The 21,571-nt window shown below is 52.6% G+C and carries 22 protein-coding genes, 1 tRNA gene and 2 pseudogenes; 4 read left to right on the forward strand and 21 right to left on the reverse strand.

What is annotated here, in order from left to right:
- Positions 1 to 163 precede the first annotated feature (163 nt).
- The 3 genes from fadJ to ACF2G4_RS08795 form a co-directional block, all read right to left on the reverse strand.
- The gene (gene fadJ, locus ACF2G4_RS08785; RefSeq protein WP_409075885.1) at positions 164 to 2,281 is read right to left on the reverse strand and encodes a fatty acid oxidation complex subunit alpha FadJ; all 2,118 of its coding nucleotides are present in this window, start codon (positions 2,279 to 2,281) and stop codon (positions 164 to 166) included.
- The gene (gene fadI / locus ACF2G4_RS08790; RefSeq protein ID WP_409075886.1) at positions 2,281 to 3,591 is read right to left on the reverse strand and encodes an acetyl-CoA C-acyltransferase FadI; all 1,311 of its coding nucleotides are present in this window, start codon (positions 3,589 to 3,591) and stop codon (positions 2,281 to 2,283) included. The genes fadJ and fadI overlap by 1 nt, the downstream gene beginning before the upstream one ends.
- A 164-nt stretch (positions 3,592 to 3,755) precedes the next feature.
- The gene (locus ACF2G4_RS08795; protein WP_215846045.1) at positions 3,756 to 4,052 is read right to left on the reverse strand and encodes a YfcZ/YiiS family protein; all 297 of its coding nucleotides are present in this window, start codon (positions 4,050 to 4,052) and stop codon (positions 3,756 to 3,758) included.
- Between the two features lie 358 nt (positions 4,053 to 4,410).
- Between ACF2G4_RS08795 and fadL the strand changes: the two genes are divergently transcribed.
- On the forward strand, positions 4,411 to 5,694 hold the full coding sequence (gene fadL, locus ACF2G4_RS08800) for a long-chain fatty acid transporter FadL (protein ID WP_243077493.1): 1,284 nt from the start codon (positions 4,411 to 4,413) through the stop codon (positions 5,692 to 5,694).
- Positions 5,695 to 5,795: 101 nt separating this feature from the next.
- Here the strand turns inward: fadL and mlaA are convergent, their stop codons facing one another.
- Genes mlaA through ccmA form a run of 10 tightly spaced genes read right to left on the reverse strand, consistent with a single transcriptional unit; the run spans position 5,796 to position 13,563 of the window.
- On the reverse strand, positions 5,796 to 6,563 hold the full coding sequence (gene mlaA, locus ACF2G4_RS08805; protein ID WP_215846041.1) for a phospholipid-binding lipoprotein MlaA: 768 nt from the start codon (positions 6,561 to 6,563) through the stop codon (positions 5,796 to 5,798).
- A 35-nt stretch (positions 6,564 to 6,598) separates the two neighbouring features.
- Positions 6,599 to 7,810: a c-type cytochrome biogenesis protein CcmI gene (gene ccmI, locus ACF2G4_RS08810; RefSeq protein WP_215846040.1), complete on the reverse strand. Its 1,212-nt coding sequence runs from the start codon at positions 7,808 to 7,810 to the stop codon at positions 6,599 to 6,601.
- Entirely contained in the window at positions 7,807 to 8,271 is a 465-nt protein-coding gene (locus ACF2G4_RS08815; protein ID WP_215846039.1) for a cytochrome c-type biogenesis protein, read from the reverse strand. Before ACF2G4_RS08815 ends, ccmI begins: the two co-directional genes overlap by 4 nt.
- Positions 8,268 to 8,825, reverse strand: a complete 558-nt coding sequence (locus ACF2G4_RS08820; RefSeq protein ID WP_215846038.1) for a DsbE family thiol:disulfide interchange protein — start codon at positions 8,823 to 8,825, stop codon at positions 8,268 to 8,270. Before ACF2G4_RS08820 ends, ACF2G4_RS08815 begins: the two co-directional genes overlap by 4 nt.
- On the reverse strand, positions 8,822 to 10,780 hold the full coding sequence (locus tag ACF2G4_RS08825; protein WP_409075887.1) for a heme lyase CcmF/NrfE family subunit: 1,959 nt from the start codon (positions 10,778 to 10,780) through the stop codon (positions 8,822 to 8,824). The genes ACF2G4_RS08820 and ACF2G4_RS08825 overlap by 4 nt, the downstream gene beginning before the upstream one ends.
- Complete coding sequence (ccmE, locus tag ACF2G4_RS08830; RefSeq protein ID WP_215846035.1) at positions 10,777 to 11,262, reverse strand: cytochrome c maturation protein CcmE; 486 nt, start codon at positions 11,260 to 11,262, stop codon at positions 10,777 to 10,779. The genes ACF2G4_RS08825 and ccmE overlap by 4 nt, the downstream gene beginning before the upstream one ends.
- Positions 11,259 to 11,492 (reverse strand): heme exporter protein CcmD, encoded by a 234-nt coding sequence (ccmD, locus tag ACF2G4_RS08835; protein ID WP_409075888.1) that lies wholly within the window; start codon positions 11,490 to 11,492, stop codon positions 11,259 to 11,261. Before ccmD ends, ccmE begins: the two co-directional genes overlap by 4 nt.
- Positions 11,489 to 12,229: a heme ABC transporter permease gene (locus ACF2G4_RS08840; protein WP_215846031.1), complete on the reverse strand. Its 741-nt coding sequence runs from the start codon at positions 12,227 to 12,229 to the stop codon at positions 11,489 to 11,491. Before ACF2G4_RS08840 ends, ccmD begins: the two co-directional genes overlap by 4 nt.
- 58 nt (positions 12,230 to 12,287) lie before the next feature.
- The gene (gene ccmB / locus ACF2G4_RS08845) at positions 12,288 to 12,947 is read right to left on the reverse strand and encodes a heme exporter protein CcmB (RefSeq protein ID WP_243077490.1); all 660 of its coding nucleotides are present in this window, start codon (positions 12,945 to 12,947) and stop codon (positions 12,288 to 12,290) included.
- 4 nt (positions 12,948 to 12,951) lie between these two features.
- Positions 12,952 to 13,563, reverse strand: coding sequence for a cytochrome c biogenesis heme-transporting ATPase CcmA (ccmA, locus tag ACF2G4_RS08850; protein ID WP_409075967.1), 612 nt, complete (start codon positions 13,561 to 13,563; stop codon positions 12,952 to 12,954).
- Positions 13,564 to 13,805: 242 nt separating this feature from the next.
- Here ccmA and ACF2G4_RS08855 point away from each other — a divergent pair, with 242 nt between their 5' ends.
- The 3 genes and pseudogenes from ACF2G4_RS08855 to ACF2G4_RS08865 all read left to right on the forward strand — a co-directional run.
- Positions 13,806 to 14,735 carry a formate/nitrite transporter family protein gene (locus ACF2G4_RS08855; protein ID WP_409075889.1) on the forward strand — a complete coding sequence of 310 codons (930 nt, stop codon included), beginning with the start codon at positions 13,806 to 13,808 and terminating at the stop codon, positions 14,733 to 14,735.
- A 73-nt stretch (positions 14,736 to 14,808) separates the two neighbouring features.
- Positions 14,809 to 14,883 (forward strand) — tRNA-Arg (locus ACF2G4_RS08860).
- 138 nt (positions 14,884 to 15,021) lie between these two features.
- A pseudogene (locus ACF2G4_RS08865) lies at positions 15,022 to 15,129 on the forward strand (integrase); the annotation flags it as partial.
- A gap of 35 nt (positions 15,130 to 15,164) precedes the next feature.
- Here ACF2G4_RS08865 and ACF2G4_RS08870 read toward each other — a convergent pair.
- From ACF2G4_RS08870 to ACF2G4_RS08905, 8 genes and pseudogenes are all read right to left on the reverse strand, one after another.
- Positions 15,165 to 16,550: a VasL domain-containing protein gene (locus tag ACF2G4_RS08870; protein ID WP_409075890.1), complete on the reverse strand. Its 1,386-nt coding sequence runs from the start codon at positions 16,548 to 16,550 to the stop codon at positions 15,165 to 15,167.
- A gap of 46 nt (positions 16,551 to 16,596) precedes the next feature.
- A pseudogene (locus tag ACF2G4_RS08875) lies at positions 16,597 to 16,803 on the reverse strand (GIY-YIG nuclease family protein); the annotation flags it as partial.
- A complete protein-coding gene (locus ACF2G4_RS08880) occupies positions 16,742 to 16,966 on the reverse strand; it encodes a hypothetical protein (protein ID WP_409075992.1) in 225 nt (74 codons plus the stop codon). The pseudogene ACF2G4_RS08875 and the gene ACF2G4_RS08880, both read right to left, overlap by 62 nt.
- 64 nt (positions 16,967 to 17,030) lie before the next feature.
- Positions 17,031 to 17,480, reverse strand: a complete 450-nt coding sequence (gene tssE / locus ACF2G4_RS08885) for a type VI secretion system baseplate subunit TssE (protein ID WP_409075891.1) — start codon at positions 17,478 to 17,480, stop codon at positions 17,031 to 17,033.
- Entirely contained in the window at positions 17,473 to 18,009 is a 537-nt protein-coding gene (tssJ, locus tag ACF2G4_RS08890; RefSeq protein WP_409075968.1) for a type VI secretion system lipoprotein TssJ, read from the reverse strand. The genes tssE and tssJ overlap by 8 nt, the downstream gene beginning before the upstream one ends.
- On the reverse strand, positions 17,990 to 19,090 hold the full coding sequence (gene tssG / locus ACF2G4_RS08895) for a type VI secretion system baseplate subunit TssG (protein ID WP_409075892.1): 1,101 nt from the start codon (positions 19,088 to 19,090) through the stop codon (positions 17,990 to 17,992). The genes tssJ and tssG overlap by 20 nt, the downstream gene beginning before the upstream one ends.
- Positions 19,045 to 20,808, reverse strand: a complete 1,764-nt coding sequence (gene tssF, locus ACF2G4_RS08900; protein ID WP_409075893.1) for a type VI secretion system baseplate subunit TssF — start codon at positions 20,806 to 20,808, stop codon at positions 19,045 to 19,047. The genes tssG and tssF overlap by 46 nt, the downstream gene beginning before the upstream one ends.
- Before the next feature lie 13 nt (positions 20,809 to 20,821).
- Positions 20,822 to 21,562: a hypothetical protein gene (locus ACF2G4_RS08905; RefSeq protein ID WP_409075894.1), complete on the reverse strand. Its 741-nt coding sequence runs from the start codon at positions 21,560 to 21,562 to the stop codon at positions 20,822 to 20,824.
- Between the last annotated feature and the right edge of the window lie 9 nt (positions 21,563 to 21,571).

The following is a 21,571-nucleotide window of genomic DNA, read 5'->3' on the forward strand; positions in this document are numbered from 1 at the left end:
GAGCGTCTGACTCTTCATTCTGCGAATGAACGCTGTGTTGTACCTTAATGGCTTCAGTATAGTCAACCGGTTGTTTATTAAATAAGCACATCTCAGAACCGTGCGGTGCCGCAGACTTTTGCGGCACCGGTCTAACCCGCTGAATCGGTGCGGTTATTCCATTTTATAGAGAAATGTAAAATTTCTGCTGCTGTTGCGCTGCCTTTTCCAGCGCCTCACACGGGGTAAATCGCTCGCCATATTGTTGCTTAAGGCGGTTTAATGTGTTCAGGACGTGTGCTGCGCCAAGCTGGTCGAGATAGCGAAACGGCCCTCCCAAAAACGGCGGAAATCCAATCCCAAATACTGCACCAATATCGCCATCGCGTGGCAGGCGAATCACCTGTTCATCCAGACAACGCACCGCTTCGTTCAGCATCATCATTACGCAGCGTTCAGCGATCTGTGTTTCATCGAGTTTTGCCGCCGCTTTTACCTTCAACAAGGTATAGATCGACGTGTCGGGCTTTTTCTGTCTGCGATCCGTGCCATATAAATAGAAACCTTTGCCGTTTTTGCGCCCTTTTCGTCCCTCTTTTAACACAACGTCAAAAGCATCGGGTGCCGCAAAACGCTCGCCATAAGCCTGCTGCAAAATCGGGATGATTTTACTGCCAACATCGATGCCTACTTCATCCAGTAGCTGGATCGGCCCAACGGGGAAACCGAATTTCACCAACGCACGATCAATATGATCAATCGGCTCACCTTCAAGCAGGCAACGCATCGCTTCATTTATATAGGGCGCTAAAATACGGTTAACGTAAAAACCCGGTTTATCGGCCACCACAATGGCAGTTTTGCCTTGCTTGCGCGCCAGCGCCACGGTGCTGGCCAGCGTGTATTCAGACGTCGCTGCGTGCGGAATCACTTCAACCAACGGCATTTTGTCCACCGGGCTAAAATAGTGCAGGCCGATAACGTTCTCGGGACGCTGCGCGTTAGCCGCAATATGAGCAATCGGTAATGATGACGTGTTTGACGCAAAAATAGTGTGCGGCAGACAATGCTCTTCAACTTCGCTGACCATTTGCTGTTTTAAAGCCAGATCTTCGAAAACTGCTTCGATCACCAAATCACGCTGCGAAAAGCCCTGATAATCGGTGCCGCCGGTAATACGCGCCATCTGCTGATCGCGCTGCGCTGCGCTGAGATGGCGGCGTTTTACCTTGTTGCTCAACAGCTCCCAACTGGTTTGCAGGGCATGATTAACGCCAGCAAGATTGATATCTTTGATACGCACCGGCAAACCCGCGTTGATAGCGCTGACGCTTGCAATGCCGCCGCCCATCAAGCCGCCACCTAATACGCCAACACGCTGAATGACCCGCGCTTCAGCCTCTCCGCCACGCTCTTTTTTCAACGCTGTCGACGCGAAAAACAGGCTACGCAGAGCCGCAGATTGGGGACTCATTGCCAGTTCGCTAAAAGCCTGCGCTTCAGCGTCATGACCGGCGCGGCTGCCCTGCTCCAGCCCGATTCGCACGACATCGATAATCCGTTTTGCTGCAGGATAATTGCCGTGCGTTTTGCTTTCGGTTTGGCGTTTTGCTAGCGCAAACAGCGCCTGGCGGGCAAGCGGCCCTTGTAACAAACGATCGCGCATCGGCAAAATGCGGTGATTGCTCTTGCCTTGCTTCACACGTGCAATCGCGGTTTCGAGTAGGATCGCCTGCGGCACAACATCATCAACCACGCCAAGCTTACGCGCTTGCTTAGCGCGCAACGTTTTACCGGTCAGCATCAGCGGCAGCGCCTGTTGCACGCCGATCAAACGCGGCAGACGCTGTGTTCCGCCTGAGCCGGGAAGTAAACCCAGCTGCACTTCTGGCAGCCCCAGCCGGGTTTTATCATCCAGTGAACAGATGCGCGCATCGCAGGCCAACGCCAGTTCAAGACCGCCGCCCAGGCACGCGCCATGAATCGCCGCCACCACAGGAAAAGGCAGCGCCGCGATGGATGCCATCACTTCCTGGCCTTGTCGCGCCAGCGCTTCGGCTTCCTGCGCCGTCTGGCAGCGATCAATCATGCTAATGTCTGCACCCGCAATAAAGTTGTCTGACTTACCCGAGATCAGCACCAAGCCTGCCAATTGTTTATTGCGGCGTGCCTCACCAATAATGGCCGCTATCTGCGCAGCGAATTCTGCCTTTAGGGTATTCATCTTTTCGCCAGGCACATCGATAGTGATAATGCCAACGTGGTCGAGGCGCATCTGCAAATGAAAAGCGTTCTGTTCCATTATTCGACCTCCAAAACCATAGCCGCCCCTAATCCGCCCGCAGCACAGGCGGTCACTAAGCCTAAGCCGCCACCGCGTCGCCGCAGTTCCTGCAAGGTTTGGGTGATCATGCGTGCGCCGGTGGCAGCGAAAGGATGCCCATACGCGATAGACCCCCCGAGCACGTTGAAATGTTCTTCATTGACCTCGCCTAAGGCGTGAGGACGATTAAGTACGTCACGGGCGAAACGCTCATCGCGGAACATCTGCAAATTACTTAAGGTTTGTGCGGCAAAGGCTTCGTGCATATCTATCAGGGTCAAATCATTCAGAGTAATACCGGCGCGATCCAGCGCCAGCGGTGAAGCATAAGCTGGGCCGAGTAACATATCTTGCCAGACATCAATGGCAGTAAACGCGTAGCTGCGCAGATAGCCCAGCGGTTTAAGCGAGAGCTCACGCGCACGCCCTTCTCGCATCAAAACCACCGCAGCAGCGCCATCGGTAAGCGGCGTACTGTTGGCCGCAGTCACTGTGCCATGCTGACGATCAAAGACGGGACGCAAACGTGCATAATCTTCTGCTTTGGCATCCATCCGCACCGTGTTGTCTTGATCAATCGGCGCTTTCCACGGCGGCACAAAAGCGGCCATCACTTCTTGATTCAGCACGCCTGATTGCCAGGCTTTTGCAGCGCGCTGATGCGATCTCAGTGCTAGCGCATCTTGTGCTTCACGCGTAATGCCATGGCTTTTTGCCATTTGCTCTGCTGTGTCACCCATGCGTAGCCCAGTTGAAAATTCCGCTACCGCAGGCGGTACTGGCAGTAAATCACGCGGACGCAAGCGACGCAGAATCTGCAATTTTTGCGAGAAGCTGCGCGCTTTGTTCATATCCACCAGCGCCCGCGCCAGGGTTTTACTCACGCCAATTGGCAACACTGACGAGGAATCTGCGCCGCCAGCAATGCCCGCCGAAATCGTGCCCGCCAGCAAACTTTCCGTAACGTTAGCGACTGCCTGAAAACTGGTCGCGCAAGCACGGCTGACACTGTAAGCATCGGTATGAACACTTAAGCCGCTGCTAAGAACGATTTCACGGGCGATGTTAGGCGCCTCCGGCATTTGTACCACTTGGCCAAACACCAGTTGCTCAATCACTTCAACCGGCAATTCGCTACGCGCCATCAGTTCGCTTATCAGCATGCGGCCTAATTCTACAGCGGGAATGCCATGAAAGCCGCTGGCCTGGCGTAAGAAAGGCGTGCGTAATCCGTGGGTTATGGCGATGCGCTCACCATCACGCGTCAGCAATGACTGCGCTTTACTCATTGTTTTCACCTGTGAATCGGGACCGAGGCATCATTGCCAAAAGAGGTCTGACCTGCTCATCAGTGTTAACCACAAGCGGTTCTGCCGCCAATACGGAAAGGATAAATTTGCGAAGGGAAACACGAAAATGAAAAACGCCGCACAGGTTGCGGCGTTGGAGAGGATTAGCGCAAACCGAGTTGAAAAATCATGGTTTCGGCCTGGCAGGAGAAAGTAAAATCAATATCAAGTTTTATGCCGCCTGCTTCTTCTGTGAAACGGGCATTAATGTCACAAGGTTCTGATTCAATTTGACGTGCTTTATCGCTGAGATATTGTAATTTTTTGTCAGCATCAGCTCGTTGCGAAAACCATTCTGACCAAGTTGCGGTGCAATCACTGTTATCCATGACGGTGCCGACATCGACACAACAGCAGGCTGCGGTTTCGGTTGCGCTACATTTTTTAATGGCATCAGTCATCGTTTTCTCCTGACGATTAATTCGTCGAGTTGCGTGATTTTACGCCCAAAATTTTACGCCTTCGGTATACTTTGCGCCATGACAGTCTCGCTAAGTGACGAATATCACAATAAAATTTGATCCAAAACAAATTTGAGAGATTATGCTGCGTCTGTTATTTCTGGTTTTGTTAAGTAGATCGAAATTCCATCGATCAATTTGGAAATATTTCAAAAACAATATTGCAACATACACACAGGTCAGACCTATACTTGCCGCACTGGTCTGATAAGTGCGTTTTATGTCAGACCCTGGAATCCGCCGACCCTTGTTACGCGAATTTACAGCGTTAAATAATAATTCACATGAGGTTGTGGTCATGAACCATAAAAACCTGTTTGCAAAGTCAGCCGTGGCGGCTGCAGTAGCACTCGTCTCTTCACACGTTTACGCAGCTGGATTTCAATTAAATGAGTTTTCTTCTATTGGTTTAGGACGCGCATATTCTGGCGAAGGCGCAATGGGTGATACCGCCGCATCAGCCAGCCGTAATCCGGCCACTATGGCACTTATGGATCGCCCCGCTTTTTCAATTGGCGCAGTCTATATAGCACCTGATGTAAACATCAGCGGTACCAGTCAAAGCGGACGCAGCCTGGATGCGAATAATATTGCCCCTAATCAATGGGTGCCGAATATTCATTACGTACAACCCATTAACGATCAATGGTGGATTGGCGCATCCGCAACCTCCAATTATGGATTGGCGACCGAATTCAATGACGGTTACACCGCAGGCGCTTACGGCGGTAAAACGGACTTGTTGACCGGCAATTTCAATCTCAGTACAGCGTATCGTTTAAATGAACACTTCAGCTTCGGTGTGGGTTTTGATGCGGTTTATGCCAAAGCGAAAATTGAACGCTATGCCGGTGAATCTGGCCCGGCGCTGGGCGTGCCGGCAAATACGCAAATTGCTCATCTGAAAGGTGATGAATGGGGTTACGGCTGGAATGCCGGTATTTTGTATGAAGTGGATCAAAATAACCGCTTCGGCTTTACCTACCGTTCAGAAGTTAAAATCGACTTTGATGGCGATTACAAAAGTGACTTGCCAACCTACGTCAACGCTGTGAATCAGGCGCGTAATTTAGGTCTGCCTTACGCAACAGGCGGCTCTACGATTCCGGGTGCGTTAACCTTGAATTTGCCTGAAATGTGGGAGCTTTCGGGCTGGCATAAAGTGGCGCCACAGTGGGCGGTGCATTACAGCCTGGCGTATACCAGCTGGAGTCAATTCCAGGAGTTGAAAGCCACTGGCTCTAACGGTCAAACCCTCTTTTATAAAGATGAGAGCTTCCGCGATGCCTACCGCCTGGCTTTAGGTACAACCTATACCTACGATGAGAACTGGACGTTCCGTACCGGTATCGCCTTTGATGACAGCCCGGTTCCGGCTGATAAGCGTTCTATCTCCATCCCCGATCAAGATCGCCTGTGGCTGAGCGCGGGTACTTCTTACGCGTTTAATGAAGATGCCTCGGTTGACGTCGGTATTTCCTACATGCACGGCCAACACGTCACGGTTAAAGAAGGGCCATATACCTTTAATTCTTCAGGTAAAGCCTGGCTGTATGGTGCGAACTTTAACTATAAGTTCTGATACCTTTATTCATCCAAAAGAAGCGATCAAAAAAGGCGACTCAATGAAGTCGCCTTTTTGTTTAATACCGTTTACGGTCAATTCATCGCGTGCGAATAAACCTATTGCGAATCAATGTCACCTAAATCGTCTTGAATCGCTGCTGCATTTGGGTTCTCTTGCGGTTTCAGCTTGCCACCGTTTGCCAGGAAATCGTGGCGCTGGAAATAAGCGTTACGAATAAAGGCATAAGGATCGTTTTGCTGCTTGAGAATCGCATCGGAATCCAGCAACTGCGCGCGCGTCTCAATACCTTCCAGCGTCCACTTACCGATCGACATTGGCCAGGTTAGCCAACCCAGCAGCGGATAAAGCGTATCAACATAGTCACCACCATCCTGACGGATAGTGAAGCTGCCGTAAGCGGGTAACTCAACATACGGGCCATAACCTACGCCGTAACGACCCAATGTCGTCCCGAAACGGTGAGGCTCTTCACGCGCCAACGCCGGGTTCGCCTTGCCCGCTACGTCAATGAATCCACCCAAACCTAACACGCTGTTCAGAAAGAAGCGGGTAAAGTGAATGCCTGCATCGCGCGGTTCGCCGACCAAAATGGCGTTGACCATGCTAGCCGGTTCTTCCAGGTTACCGAGGAAATTACTTAATCCAGTACGCGCAGGCACCGGCACATAATCACGCCAGGCAACCGCAACAGGGCGTAAGACGTAAGGATCCAGCACGTTGTAATTAAAGTTAAACATCGTGCGGTTAAAGCCTTCAAACGGATCGCTGCGCTGCGCAGGCTCATCGTTGTTATCCGGCTTTGAACTGGCACAACCCACCAGAAGTACACTGGCCAAAACCAAACTGGTCAGGCGGTAAACCATTTTTATCTCCCTGTGCGGATGAAAAATGTATCGCTTCAGGGCTGCTGCTGATTAATCTCCACAGCCATGTTCTGATGACCGTCCCAAGGTGTTTTCTCGCTCAGACCAAACCAATCACCTGACTGCGGATTGGCACTGCCATCGCGGGAAATACGCACTCGAACTTGCACCTGATGCTGCGCCGAAAGCAGGCGATCTGGCATCATAGCGTTGCTGTCATCCAGCGTCAGCGATAACGGGAAGTGGCTTAGCGGCATACGCTTAACGGCCACAGGCACCGGTGAAACACCGTCAGAAACAGAAATATACATGACTCCGCCCTGCGGTAACATTTTTTCTGCCTGCGGAGAGAGAGTAACTGTCAGTGCCAGTTGGATATTTTGCTGTCCTGCGTCCGTTTTTGCTTGTTCAATGCTGCGTTCGATCATGGTACGACGATGATCGTCAGCCGGTATCAATTTCAGCATAGTTTGCCAGGCACCAATCGCCTGAACATATTGCTGCTGCTCAAACGCATTAAACGCCAGCAGGCTTAACGTACGCACATTACTGTGATCGTCTTTAAGCAGATCGCGCAGAATTAAACCCGCCTGACGGTTATCCTGTGGATCGCTGGAGCGGGTTAATACCTCAGCATAGTCTTGTTTCAAATCGATATTATTAGGCGCGAGCTGTAAAGCATGCTCAAAAGCCTGGCTGGCGGTGGTGGCATTATTCAGCACCATGCCGAGACGGCCCAGCATGGCCCAATCATTCATATTATTAGGTTCAGATTGCAACGCACTGCGCAGCCCTAGCTGCAGTTGCGCCAGCTCCTCCATGCTAAGCGGCTGAGCTTGCGGATCCATGACGCGTGCGCGCAGTGCGGGATACGCTTGCTTTACCTGCATCCATCCACTTGTCTGCGCCAGCCCACCCGTTTTCAGATAAGTGCCCAGCGACACGGCAATCAGCACTATCACGCCCGGTAAAAGTACCCAGCGGCTGCTGCTATGAGCCTGTGCGGCATCGTTATCTGGAATATCGGTCAACAGCGTTTGTTGCAGCTCGCGCTCCATTACTGGCCGTTCGGCCACTACACCTTGGGCTTCATCCTGCGCCAACTCATCCAGTCGCTGCTGGTAAAAATCTTTGTTCAGCTGATTGCGTTCGCCATCACTGGCCAGACGTTGTCGCCAACCGGCACCGATAAACAGCGCGCACGCCGCCAGCAATAACAGTAAAAGGGTGATCCAAAATGCACTCATTGCGGCTTCCTGTCTGACTTCAAAATCGCGTCAAGACGCTGCTGTTCGCTTTCGTCCAGTTCGCTTTCGCTGCGCGAATTGCGCTGGCGACTGCGCAGAATAATCATTAATCCGCCCAGCACCACAAACAGTGCGGGCCCCACCCACAGAATAAGGGTTGAAGGCGTGACCGGCGGCTCATAGGTCACAAAGTTACCGTAACGCGCCACCATGTAATCAATAATCTGCTGACGGCTTTGTCCCTGCTTCATCAGCTCATACACCTTCAAACGCATGTCGGCAGCAATCATCGCGTTTGAATCGCCAATGCTGTTGTTCTGACATTTTGGGCAGCGTAGCGAGGCGGTTAAATCACGGTATTGCTCTTCCTGCGCCACAGAATCAAATTTGTAGGTATCAATAGCCGCCCACAAGCTGATGCTAAATAACATTCCGCAGATCAGTAATACGAGACGTTTCATACTCCCGCCTCCTTGCTGTATTTGATCCACAGCGGCTTCACTTCTTGCAGCCAGACGCGATCGTTCATATCACCCGCGTGGCGATAGCGAATGATCCCTTTGCCGTCAATAAGAAAGGTTTCAGGCGCGCCATACACCCCAAGATCGAGACCGAGCATACCGTTGCCATCATACAAACTCAGCGCGTAGGGATTGCCCAACGTGTTGAGCCAGGTTACCGCTTTGTTGCGATCATCTTTGTAGTTCAGGCCAACAACGCGAATGCCCTGCTCCGCCAGCGTATTCAAATATTGATGCTCAGCGCGACAGGTTGGGCACCATGTTGCCCAGACGTTGAGCAGAATCGGCTTGCCATCCGTTAGCACGCGCTGGTCATACATCTTGCCTGGCTGGTCGAGCGCTTCGAGTTTGAACAGCGGCACCGGCTTGCCAATCAAAGCTGATTCCAGCCGAGTAGGATCGTCGCCCTCTGCGTTTTTCGACAACTGCCACAACAGCGCAGCCGCCAGCAGCAGAAATAATACTAAGGGAATAAACAGGATTTTCTTGTTCATGCCAGCTCCTCGCGTTTGGCTTTTTTACGCGAGCGATAGCGCGGATCAAACAAGCAGAACAGGCCGCCCACCGCCATAAACACGCCGCCGTACCAAATCCAACGCACGAAGGGTTTGTAATAGATGCGCAGCGCCCAGGAACCGTCATCTAACTGTTCGCCTAACGCGGCATAAAGATCGCGACTCATGCCGCCGTCAATGCCGGCTTCAGTCATCATGTTACGTGAAGCGGTGTAAAAACGTTTTTCTGCCTGCAGCATCGCTTCCGGCTTGCCATTGCGCGTAACCTCGATGGTTCCGACGCCGCCGCTGTAGTTTGGCCCTTCAAGATTCTGTACGCCACGGAAGATAAAGTGATAACTGTGGATGTCCACGCTGTCGCCAGCATTCATACGCACGTCGCGCTCGACGCTGTATTGGGTGCTAAAGGCAATGCCGATGACCGTGACGCCTACGCCTAAATGGCCCAGCACCATGCCCCAATGACTGCGCGTTAGATGGCGCAACCCAGCAAAGAAGCGGTGACGATGCGTAGCACGTTCATGCAGTTCCATCAGCGTCAGAACAATAATCCATACTGACATCAGCAGACCCACAACAGTCATCGCTTCAATACGATCTTGTAATAACCACGGCATGAAGATTGAAAAAGCCAGCGTCACGATCAGCGCCAGTGCCAGACGCTTCACCAGTTTCTGTGGCTCATCACGACGCCAGCGCACCAGCGGCCCAATGCCCAGCATCAGCGCTAAAGGTGCCATCAAGCAAGTGAACATTGTGTTGAAGAAGGGTTCACCGATTGAGATGCTACCAAGGCCAAGCTGCTTGTGAACCAGCGGTAACAGCGTGCCCAGCAATACCACCAGCATCGCCGCAATCAATAATACGTTGTTCCCCAACAAGAAGGATTCGCGGGACCAGGCTTCGTTTTGTACCCGGCTGCGCACCTGGCCACCCTTGATTGCGTAGAGCAGCAGTGAACTGCCGATCACGATCACCAAAAATGCGAGAATAAACATGCCACGCGCGGGATCGGACGCAAACGAGTGAACCGATACCAGTACGCCCGAACGCACCAAAAACGTGCCCAGTAGGCTAAGAGAAAAAGCCGTGATTGCCAGCAATACCGTCCAGGCTTTAAAGGTTCCACGCTTCTCTGTCACCGCCAGCGAGTGCATCAATGCCGTGCCCGCCAGCCATGGCATAAACGAGGCATTTTCAACCGGATCCCAGAACCACCAGCCGCCCCAGCCAAGTTCGTAATAGGCCCACGCAGAACCGAGTACGATACCAATAGTCAGAAACACCCACGCTGCAGTGGTCCATGGACGTGACCAGCGCGCCCATGCGGTATCGAGTCTGCCTGCCATCAGTGAAGCAATGGCGAAAGCAAAGGCCACCGAGAAACCGACATACCCCATATAGAGCAGCGGCGGATGGAAGATCAACCCGATATCCTGCAGCATTGGATTAAGATCGCGCCCATCAATCGGAAAGTCTGGCAGCGTGCGGGTAAACGGATTTGAAGTCAGGATGATAAACAGCAGGAAGCCAAGATTAATCATGCCCATCACCGCCAGTACACGCGCCAGCGCGTCCTGTGGCATGCCTCGACTGAACAGCGCAACGGCTAATGTCCAGGTGCTGAGCAGTAAAACCCACAACAGCAGCGAACCTTCATGTGCCCCCCAGGTGGCGGCGATGCGGTAGTAGACCGGCAGCAGCGTATTGGAGTTGGTTGCTACGTAGCCGACGGTGAAGTCGTTAACAATAAAGGCGTAAACCAGCACCATAAACGCCGCCGCGATAGCGGCAAAAAGTCCGTAAGAGAGCGGACGCGCCATGGCCATCAGCCGGGCATCCTGACGCAATGCACCCCATAAAGGATAAACGCTCAGCAGCAGAGAAAGGCCTAAAGCCAGACAGAGCAGGAAACTTCCAATCTCTGGCATCATGACTGTTTACCCGGCTGTTGATACATTGACTGCGGGCCGTTGTGATTCTTTTTCATTGCGTCTTCGATTTCTGGCGGCGTGTATTTCTCATCATGCTTAGCCAACACCTCTTTGGCATTCACGAGGTTGCCCTCCTCCAGCACACCCTGGGCCACCACGCCCTGCCCTTCGCGGAACAGGTCAGGCAGAATACCCTCAAAGCTGACGCTGACCACGCCATTGGCATCGTAAAGCTTAAACGAAACGGCAAGTGATTTTGGATCACGCTTCACGCTGCCCGGCATCACCATGCCACCCACGCGCAAACGCTGGCCCGTTTCTGGCTTTTGGCGAGCTTCGCCTTTGCCATACAGGATTTCGCTTGGGGTATAAAACAGGTCGATATTGGAACGCAGCGCGTACATTACCAGCGTGGTGGCGAGGCCAAGTCCGACCAAAATCGCCACCACAACATAGAGGCGATTACGACGACGGATATTCACATTTTTTCTCCTGCCGCTTCAGTGACGGCTTTTTTCATTTTCGCCGCACGGATACGGCGCTCCCTGGATTCACGCTGGCGAATTTCCGTCAGCAAACGGCGGCGAAGCAATAGCGTGTGTAACACCAGGCCCGTTAAAGGAATAACGGTGAAGACCACGGCCAGCCAGACATAAAAGGCGTAGCCGCCCATGGCAAAGAACGCTTGCCAGGAATTGAATGCGGGCATCATGCTTTGCGTCCTCCCTTAGCGATATCAGCGACCCAAGGACGATGACGTTCCGTTAACAGAATCAGGTTACGCAAACGCATTAACGTTAAAGAGGCGAACACCAGCAGATACCCAATGATTGACCAGCGCAGCGGTGTACGCATTTCAGGCGCGATTGCCTGCTGCATCATGCCCGATGAGCCTTGGTGCAGGGTATTCCACCACTGGACAGAGAAATGAATAACAGGAAGATTGACCACGCCAACCAAAATCAGGATCCCAGCTGCACGTCCGGCAGTACGACGATCGTCAAAGGCGTGATAGAGCGCAATCACACCCATATAAAGGAAAAGCAAAACCAGTTCGGAAGTGAGGCGTGCATCCCAAATCCACCAGGTTCCCCACATTGGCTTGCCCCAGGCGGAACCGGTGACCAGCGCAATAAAGGTGAATACCGCACCCACCGGTGCCATTGCCGCCGACACTAAATCGGCCATTTTCATCTGCCAGACCAAACCGATAAAAGCGGCAATCGCCATAGAAGCATAAACACCCATCGACCACATGGCTGCGGGAACGTGAATGTACATGATGCGGAAACTGTCACCCTGCTGATAATCCGCAGGCGCATAACCGAATCCCCACACCCAACCGAAAAGCAGCGTGGCGATTGCCGCCACTGCGAACCACGGCACTAAGCGACCGCAGAACTGATAAAGCCGCTCAGGCTTCGCCAGTTGATGTAACCATTTCCACATGATGAATTGCTCACAGTAAAGATAAATTCGTTATCGACACGTCTAAGGCGTGCGCAATTTAATGCAGCGTAATGCGCAGCGCTGCGGCGGTAGCAAAAGGGGCCAGGGTGGCGCTCGCCACCAGCATTGCGCCAAGGATCGCCAGATAACCGCTGATGGGTAATCCCTGCCCTGCCGCATCAATCGCTGCGCTGGCAAAAATTAAAACGGGAATCGCCAGCGGTAATACCAGCAGGCTAAGCAACACGCCGCCGCGACGCAGTCCTACCGTTAATCCGACGCCAATCGCACCCAAAAAACTCAGGGTTGGCGTTCCCAGCAGCAGGGTCAGCGCCATTGCGCTCCAGCCGCGAAAATCCAGAGATAACAGCAACGCCGCCAGCGGTGATAACACAATCAGCGGCAAGCCAGTGACCAGCCAGTGGGCAATGACTTTGCCAACCACGGTCAGCGGCAACGGCGTGGGCAACAGCAATAACTGTTCCAGCGAACCATCCATAAAGTCATCGCGGAACAAGCGCTCCAGCGCCAGCAGCGAGGCTAGCAAGGCAGCCACCCAAGCGACACCCGGCGCGATGCGCGCTAACTGTTGCGGATCGGGCCCAATGCCCAGCGGGAACAGCGTAATCACAATCAGGAAAAACCACAGCGGGTTAATCACTTCTGCGCCGCTGCGAAAGGCAATACGCAGCTCGCGCTGGATAACACGGATTAGCATCACGTCACTCCGCACCGCTCAGGCGAATCTTACGCACGCGTGCAAGGCTGTCTGGCAGATCCTGATGCGTGGTCAGAATGACCGCGCCTCCGTTATCGGCATGTTGAGCAAATTTCGCCATTAATTTTTCTACACCCGCTTTGTCGATGGCGGTTAACGGTTCATCTAAAATCCACAGCGAAGCGTGACTTAACCATAATCTGGCCAGGGCCACACGACGCTGTTGTCCTGCGGAAAGTTGCGCCACCGGCACCTCTTCGTAACCCAGCAATTCAACGCTTTCCAGTGCATCAAAAATTAGCTCGTCATCGCAATCGCGATGGTAAAAACGCAGATTTTCCAGCGGCGACAATACCGCTTTTACGCCAGGATGATGGCCGAGATAAAGCATCGCCTGATGCCATATTTCGCGCTGTTGGCGAATAGGCTGTAATTGCCACATTACGTCGCCCTGCTCAGCGCGGCTTAATCCCGCCAGCAGACGCAACAAAGAAGTTTTACCCGCGCCATTCGGCCCTTCAATTTGCACGATATCGCCTGCCGCCACAGAAAAGGTCAGCTCATGAAAAAGAGCACGCTCGTCGCGGACGCAAGAAAGATTAATGACTTCCAACATGAAGGGGGAATCGCACCAGATAAATGAGGCGCGAATAATACCACAATGATGCTGTGGGCCGAAGTCTGAGCGGCCACCGCGTCCTACCTCAAAGGGCGTATTCGTGCGCATCAGATCAATAACTGCCCAAAAATCCAGCAACGTTAAAACCTTGTTACCCTTATTCGCGAATGCAGTTACATTTTTGATTGGCAAAAAACGTCTACGCTTATTACGCGTTGGCATTGTCACCAGGAGAAAATATGAAGGGTTCATCAGGTATAGATCACGGCCATAACGATGTTGATAGCGATGAAAAAGAAGAAGGCACCGATATTGAAGTAGATGAAGAAGCACTCCCTTCCCGCGCCGCCGCCATTCACGAAGAGATACGTCAGGATGGCGAGAAAGAGCTAGAACGCGACGGTATGGCCTTGTTGTGGTCAGCGATTGCCGCGGGTTTATCAATGGGTGCATCACTGATGGCCAAAGGGATTTTCCAGGTCCATCTCGACGGCGTACCGGGTGCATTTCTGCTCGAGAATCTGGGTTATACCTTCGGTTTTGTGATTGTCATTATGGCGCGGCAGCAGCTTTTTACTGAAAACACCGTTACCGCTGTTTTGCCTGTGATGCACAAACCCACGATGAGCAATGTTGGTCTGCTGCTGCGTTTGTGGGGCATCGTGTTGCTCGGTAACCTGATTGGCACAGCATTAGGTGCATTAGCCTTTACCGAAATGCCCATTTTTGATGATGCAACGCGTCAGGCATTTACCGTCATTAGTCAAAAAGTGATGGAAAATACGCCGGGTGAAATGTTTGCCAATGCCGTTATTTCCGGCTGGATCATCGCCACCATGGTATGGATGTTTCCCTATGCAGGTGCGGCTAAGTTGTTTGTGATTGTCATGATGACGTGGCTAGTGGCGCTCGGCGACCTGGCACACATTGTGGTAGGTTCGGTTGAAGTGCTTTATTTAGTGTTTAGCGGCGCTATTGAGTGGCAAGCGTTCTTTTGGCCTTTTGCTTTACCTACCCTGCTGGGTAATATTACCGGCGGCACATTGATTTTCGCCCTGATCAGTCATGCACAGATTCGTAATGATATGAGCGAAACAGCCAAAGCTAAGATGCGAGCAGAAAAGAAAAAAGAGGAGAAGCGTCGCCAGAAACAGCAGTCTGAAGGCTAATTGTCGATGGAATGAGCAAACGCACCTCGGCGTGGTTAATTTGGCGCATAACTGCGCTATACTGCCCGCCGACGTCTCCTTAGTTAAATGGATATAACAAGCCCCTCCTAAGGGCTAGTTGCAGGTTCGATCCCTGCAGGGGACGCCATACCACGGTTCGCCACCTTCCGAAGTCGTTTGCCAAACCCTACTCACAAAGCACTCCCCCATAAATAGCAGTTCGCCATAGTTCGTTGACAGCCTGTCTTTTGCCTGGGTAAAAATTCCGGGTAAGAAATTTTACCCATTGCTCATCATTAAACAGACAGACGCGGCTAAGCCGAAAGATAAGCCCTACAGGGTTTCAGACGGTAATGGCCTGTACCTTTATGTGTCTGCATCAGGCAAAAAAATAACGAACTGAATCACTGATAATTCTTAGCACCGTTTTTATTCCGATAAGTTCTGTTTGATCTCAGCATAACGGGCAGTCAATTGTTTCAGATGCATCTCCAGTTGAGCCTTGGCAGCAGCAGGTAAAGGTACTCCAGCAGGGTTTTCTGACAATACCCGCAGTTGCTCCTCAGCCGGTATGGCCTGATTAAACGACTGCATAGTTGAAAATACTACTGACTTCAGTTCACTGACCGTCATGTATTTACCCTTCTGCTCATCAAGCCTGTTTAGCCTGTCACTCAGTTTTTGTAGCATTGTCATTCCCTGATACCAGCCATTCAGCTGCTCTGTTGGCAATGCGACAGCACTAAGCTGTTGTTGCCAATGCTGTATCAGGGGCTTAGCCTGTTCCGGCCACAGAGTCTGAGCCTGTTCTACAAGTTGTCGACTGTAGTCAATATTCCAGTCAGGCGGAAGCTGGTCCAGCAGGGCAAGCTTCTGCTGTGTTTGTGCTATTACTGTTTGTGGAAGCGGCGATTGATGGCGTATCACATCCAACTGTGCAGGCGTGAGTGTTGCGGGTAACGGAGCCAGTGAAGCAGCAAACTGAGTCTGTAGCGGGTCTGACCGGTGAAGATACTGCCAGCTCCACACTGCGACTATGCTTATCACCAGCATGGAACACATCCCGGCAGTGAAAGATTTCCACTTTTTTACCGGTGCAGGTATTGCCGAGAGTACTTCCACATTTAGCTGTTGTTCCGGCTCCGCCACATACACCCACTTCACCGCATTGTTCGGCACGTTTTTCTCTGCATCTGGAATGCCTGGCAGTGTATCAACGGATGTTCCTGGGCTATTTATACCCGTTGTGGGGAGTACAACACCGGGTGCACCAGTACCAGATGCACCGACACTGTTTTTTTCCAGCCGGACAGCACTGTTATGCATCAGAGTACGCAGCGTGTCGAGCTGGCTCAGGTGCTTAAGCTCCAGGCGCTGCAGCACCTTCCCCAGACTGGTAAGCAGTTGCTCCACCCGATACAACTGGCTGAGGTCGCTGTAATTTAGCGGGAGCGAGCGCATCAGTTGCTGTAGACGCTGACTCAGACTGCTGAGGATTTCCATGCGGGCATGTACTGGCTGCGGCCACAGCGTCCCCCACTGATGGCTTAACAGCGCCTCCAGTATCGCCAGACCTTCGTTCAGACCGAGCAGACCGGCTTGTTGCGTACGGGCCAGCGTGTACCAGGCCGCTGTCTGTAACTCCACACCATTTTGTTCAAACAGCGAAAGACAAAGTTTTTCGGCATAACGCCAGTTCACATCCGGGCGCGCCGGATGCGTCAGTTTGCTCAGTTCTTCGCGCAGGGCGGTATAATCCGGAAGCGTGCGTGGGTCGCCACCGGTTTTTATTTTACGTGGGGGGATGTCATTCATGACCAGTTGTCCATTTGTCGTACCGGGAGCTATTGAAGGTTATCGTTTATGCGGCTTCGCTTTCTGCATAGTCGAGACTCTGCAGATACTGCAGTGCCATTGGGTCAGCAATGTATTCAACCCGCCCGTGGTGACGTTCCACCTCGTTAATGATTTTGCTGAGCTCTACGCGGAAAAACTCTTTACGTAAGTTAATCCAGTTGATGCGGTAACGTTCCAGATGGTCGTGCAGCGTTTTCCCCAGAGCTGGCGCCAAAGAAGGTAGCAATAATTCCGGCTGGCGTTGATACCGAATCAATAAAGCGCTCATTAACGTTAATCAGTGCTCTTACCGCGACGTAAATCCCCCAGGCGATAACGCCAAGAATAACCAGAATTACGCCCAGCGCATTATCATCTTTTTTTCTTCGTGCCACGCGTTATTCCCTTAATTTTCATTTGTATTTTTTATGTCTGTTTAGCCGCTATTGCGCACTATGATTAAAAGGCCTGCTGGTCAATAAGCTGCTGTTGCTTCAGGTGCCGCAGCAGTATTTTCCCCTCAGGCATAAACTCCGTGCCATAACGCACCAACCCGAAGCCTTTCAGCTCTGCGTCGATGGCATAACGTAATTCGCCGGGCTGAGTCTGCTCCAGTATCACCACGTCAACGTTTTTCAAGCGCGGCTCGTACTTCAACAGTACGCCTGAAAGCGTACCCATCAACTGGTGGGCCGTACCCGGCATGCCCTGCAGGATTTTCGTCATATCCGGCAGGCCATAATCGGGGAGATGGGCCAGCGTACCGGCACGGCAGTTGAGGATGCGCTGCATGTTATCGAGAACGGACAAAATGACTTGGTTTTCTTCGCTGACCTGATGTAAATCGAGCTCACCGATGAAGTTACCGTACAATATCTCGTACAAAGACGGGCGCGGCATATCAGTCATCCCTCACGGGTATGAGCGTCAGGCGGTTATCACCCGCTTCGATGATGCGCGGCTTATCCGGGTCAAGCTCATTGCGGGAGAGCACCATCCGCCAGGTGTTATTCATGGTGTCAGGGGACATAAACATCCCCGCTATCGCCACATACTGCGCGTGCTCGTCCATCGGCATATCCACCATCACTGCGCTGCCTGGCCGCAGGTGAATATCTTTCGCTGCCAACAGGTCCGCCTTAAGAGCCTGACTGTCATCGGCGAAAAGGGACGAGTAATCCGTACTATCAAATGCTTTACGGTCTTTCAGTTGGTAAATACGCACCACGGTGGCAAGTGCCTCCCCGCGGGCATTATTGTTCACCGCTTCACGGGTGCGGATATCAAGATGCAGGGTTTTCACCTGCTTATAAAAAATAGATTGGGTCACGGCCACCGTGCCGTCGGTCACTTTCTGGGTCAGTCCACAGCCAGCAAGCAGCAGCATAAATCCTGACGACAGAACCAGTCGCATGGCTTTACCAGTGATAATCGCCATCTTCATCGGCCTCCCTTCGATAAATGTTTTCCTGAACACGCTCATAGCGCCCCAGATTGATAATGAGGTTTTTGTTTGTCTGTACCCCTGCGGCTCCCAGCGGCTTCATTACCGCCGTGCGTCCCAGTTGCGCATCGGCAGAACCGGGTGTGCTGCACATTCGGGCATCGGGCAGCAGAGTTCTGTCCACGCACAACTGCAGGCGGACATCCAGGCGAGCCCCCAGATAAACATGCAGTAATGCCATCAGGTCAGTGTGCAAGACGCCGCCCGGTAGCCAGCCTCTGATTTCTGCCGGATTGGTGCTGGTGAGACGCATCAACACCTGACTGTTAACGTCAGTCCCGTATGCCCCCATGACCGGGCGGCCCTTCAGGCTGACCGGCTGACGGACACTCATCGCCAGCGGCTTTTTCAGCGCAATACGCCGCCGGTCATGGTGCCAGACCTGCGCCCGGGTATCCGGTGCGAGCAGACTCACCAGCGAGATCATGCCTTCTGCGGTGCGGCCCGGCAGCAACATCACCGGCAGCAGTGCAAGGAAGCGGGAGATCGGTGTGGCGATGCTTTCTGCACAACCATCGATGCCAAGCCCCGCCAGACCTAACAAGTATTGCGAAGTCCTGTCTTTTCCCCCGGCCTCAAACGTGGCCGGATACGAGTACTTGCGCCAGATGCGGTAATACTGGGCAATTAGACGATGATTGAAGATATCGAGGAAATCCGCCGTAGCCTCATGCCCTTCCCGCCTTTGGGTGATATCGTCGATATAATGCGTGGGCAGCGGCGACTCCACCCCGTAGAGCCCCATAAAGGTCACCCTGACGGTCGGTGGCAGATGCGGCTGTTCCGGTAACTCCAGCCCTTTGATTTCCGATGCCGGGAAGCCCATTCCCGGATGCGGACGGAAGCGTACCGGCTCGTGACGGACCTGCCAGTGACTGCCGATAACCGGCTGGTCCGGCTGGCTTTGTTCCAGCAGCTGGCAGAAACGGTAGAAGTGGGTGTGTGGCAGCCGGTCACCCAGCTGTGCCATCAGCCGGGCAGGCGCGGACAGTGATTCTCTTTCCACCGGATGCATTTTCCTTCTGGCTGAACAATCAGCGTGAGCTGGTTAAACTGATTCATATCGGTATAGAGGGCAAAGAAACGGTTGAGCAGCTCCCCGAACAGATGCACGTCCCCTTCGCCGGTAAAGCCGTTGCCGTCGAGCGTCACCTCGATATCGAGACCGCGCAGCAGGAAACCGTCCTCAAAGCGCTGAATACGGTGGTGCTCCACGTGCTGTATGGCCTCAAGGCGACGATTATTCAGCTCATCCTCCTGCCAGTTGTACAGCGCCAGCGTACCGCGCAGCACTTCTGCACTGCTCATCATGTTAAGAAAACCCGCCCCCAAATGACTGAGCACGCGCCAGTGAAAACGGTCTTCCGCCGGCGGATACACCGGCAGCGTGGGCTTGCAGAGGTTTCTGACGGAAACGTTTGTCTGCACCACCTGTTCACAACGGTCAAGTAGCGTGCTCTGTAGGGCACGACGCGGCAGCTGACCGTTGGTACCGGTGATACGTAAGGAGACCGTTTCCCTTGCCACGCTACGGTCGTTCTCCCACTGTTGCCCGCCCAGTATCAGCCAGGTATCGTGCAGGCCGGTGACCCCACGCTTCACGCGGGTGTGGTAATAGCGCGGAGGGGCATGTCGGCGCATCATGCCGCCTTTATGACGAAAACTGCTGAACGGCACATATTCGGCATCACCGGTACGGCCAGAGCCCATCACGGCATCAACGGTATAAATCTCGGTATGCCCGTCCTGCAGGCGTTTGGGTCTGAGCAGATAGTCACTTTCCAGCCCGGTGATGGTGAGCGGGTCTGCCTCCAGCGTGAACAAGTTGATTACGGGAACACAGTGCAGACGAAGGGCGTCATCCGTAACCGGCAGGTCTGATGGCCATGGCAGACTCAGTACCACTTCAATATCAAAGTACGCCACACCCGCTGGAGGCGTAATGCCCTCCAGTCCGTTAAGATGGACGAACATGAATTTTTCACGGAAGGTGAAATACTCCAGCAGCAGCTGGTAACCGCTGAATGCGGTATCACCTTTAGGCCACAACCCCTCTTCTTCACCAAAACCGCCCGGCGAAAAATAGCCATCAATATGGATGCGGTCAGTCTGCCCCGGCAGACGCATATACATGGCCGCCTGCCGTCGGGTGAGCATCAGGTGCAGATGGCTACTGACCGGTGTCTCTGCCGACAGATAGAGACTCAGACGGCTCAAATCAGCCTGCGACCAGTCGGCCTGCTGGCTGCAGGCAAAGCTTATCCGCAGCAGTGAACGACCGTCCGGCTCGGTCGTCATAGTGACACCGGACACGCTGAGCGGATTGAGCATCAGGTCGCGGGTGGTCCGGTAGCGGCAGATGCTGTTTTTGGGCCCGATGGGTTGTGAGTGAACCTCAAGCCCGGCCGGCACCCGTTCGGCCATTTTCATTGACGGTAACTCGGGGGTGAACGCGACCACGGACAGCGACGGAATGGTCCTCAGATAGTGGGGCCAGAGCATGCTGACCAGCCCTTCGGTCAGTTCCGGCAGATCATCATCAATTTTCTCGCGCAGCCGCCCCATCGAGAAGGCAAAGCCTTCAAACAGGCGCTCCACATACGGATCGGGTGTCCCCACCTTATCGAGGTCAAGCATGGCTGCCCGGTCCGGGTGCGTCTGAGCAAATTCTTTCGCGGCTTCACGCAGATAGCGCATTTCCGCATCGTAATAACGCAGGGTTAAGTCGTCCATAAAAGTCCAGGCTTTAATGTACAGAAGGGTTACTGATGAGCCCTAATAAACGGAGAGATATCGGAAAAAAAATAATATCAGCAACGGCAGTGAAGGGTGTTAACACTACGTTTGTCGCCAAATTTAAGGGATGGAAGTTAGTTGAGTTATCCTCTGAATAAAATTGAACTTTGTGTTTCTTATCCAAAAAATCCGTTTTACTGAATATATTATTATTCTTCCCTCTGGGAATAATAACGCCTTCTATATGTACTTGTTTAACATACCTGCCACCATTGTTCCAAAAACCTGCCGACTTAATAATATTAAGCTCGTAATCAGAAATACGGCCGTAACTTTTATCAACCCAAACCACAAGGGTGTCAGAAAAATGCATTACAGCATCATCTTTTCCGGAAGATGTGAGCTTTAGCCTTACACCATCATATTTTTCAAAACCTGAAACCAGAGCTACCAAGGTCGAGATCTTATCTAAGGACATGAGTTCTGTTGCTCCTCGGGTCAGAATATAAATGTTTTTTTCTCCCAAAAAAGCGATCCCTTCCGGGGGTATATCCAGTGTGATTTTGGATTCTCCCTGTAAAACTGATGCTGCAAGGTTTTTATACTGAAATACCCCATCGACATTATCCTGAACCTGTACATGTTTTTCCGTACGTTTGTCAGCAACTTTGTTCCCGCCCCACAACACTACAGTGCAACCCGAAAGCAGTAGCAAAGCACCTAAACAGGCAACCATTTTTACGATTTTCATTTATTTTAA

The sequence above is a fragment of the Pantoea phytostimulans genome (assembly GCF_046118715.1).
Lineage (GTDB): Bacteria > Pseudomonadota > Gammaproteobacteria > Enterobacterales > Enterobacteriaceae > Pantoea > Pantoea phytostimulans.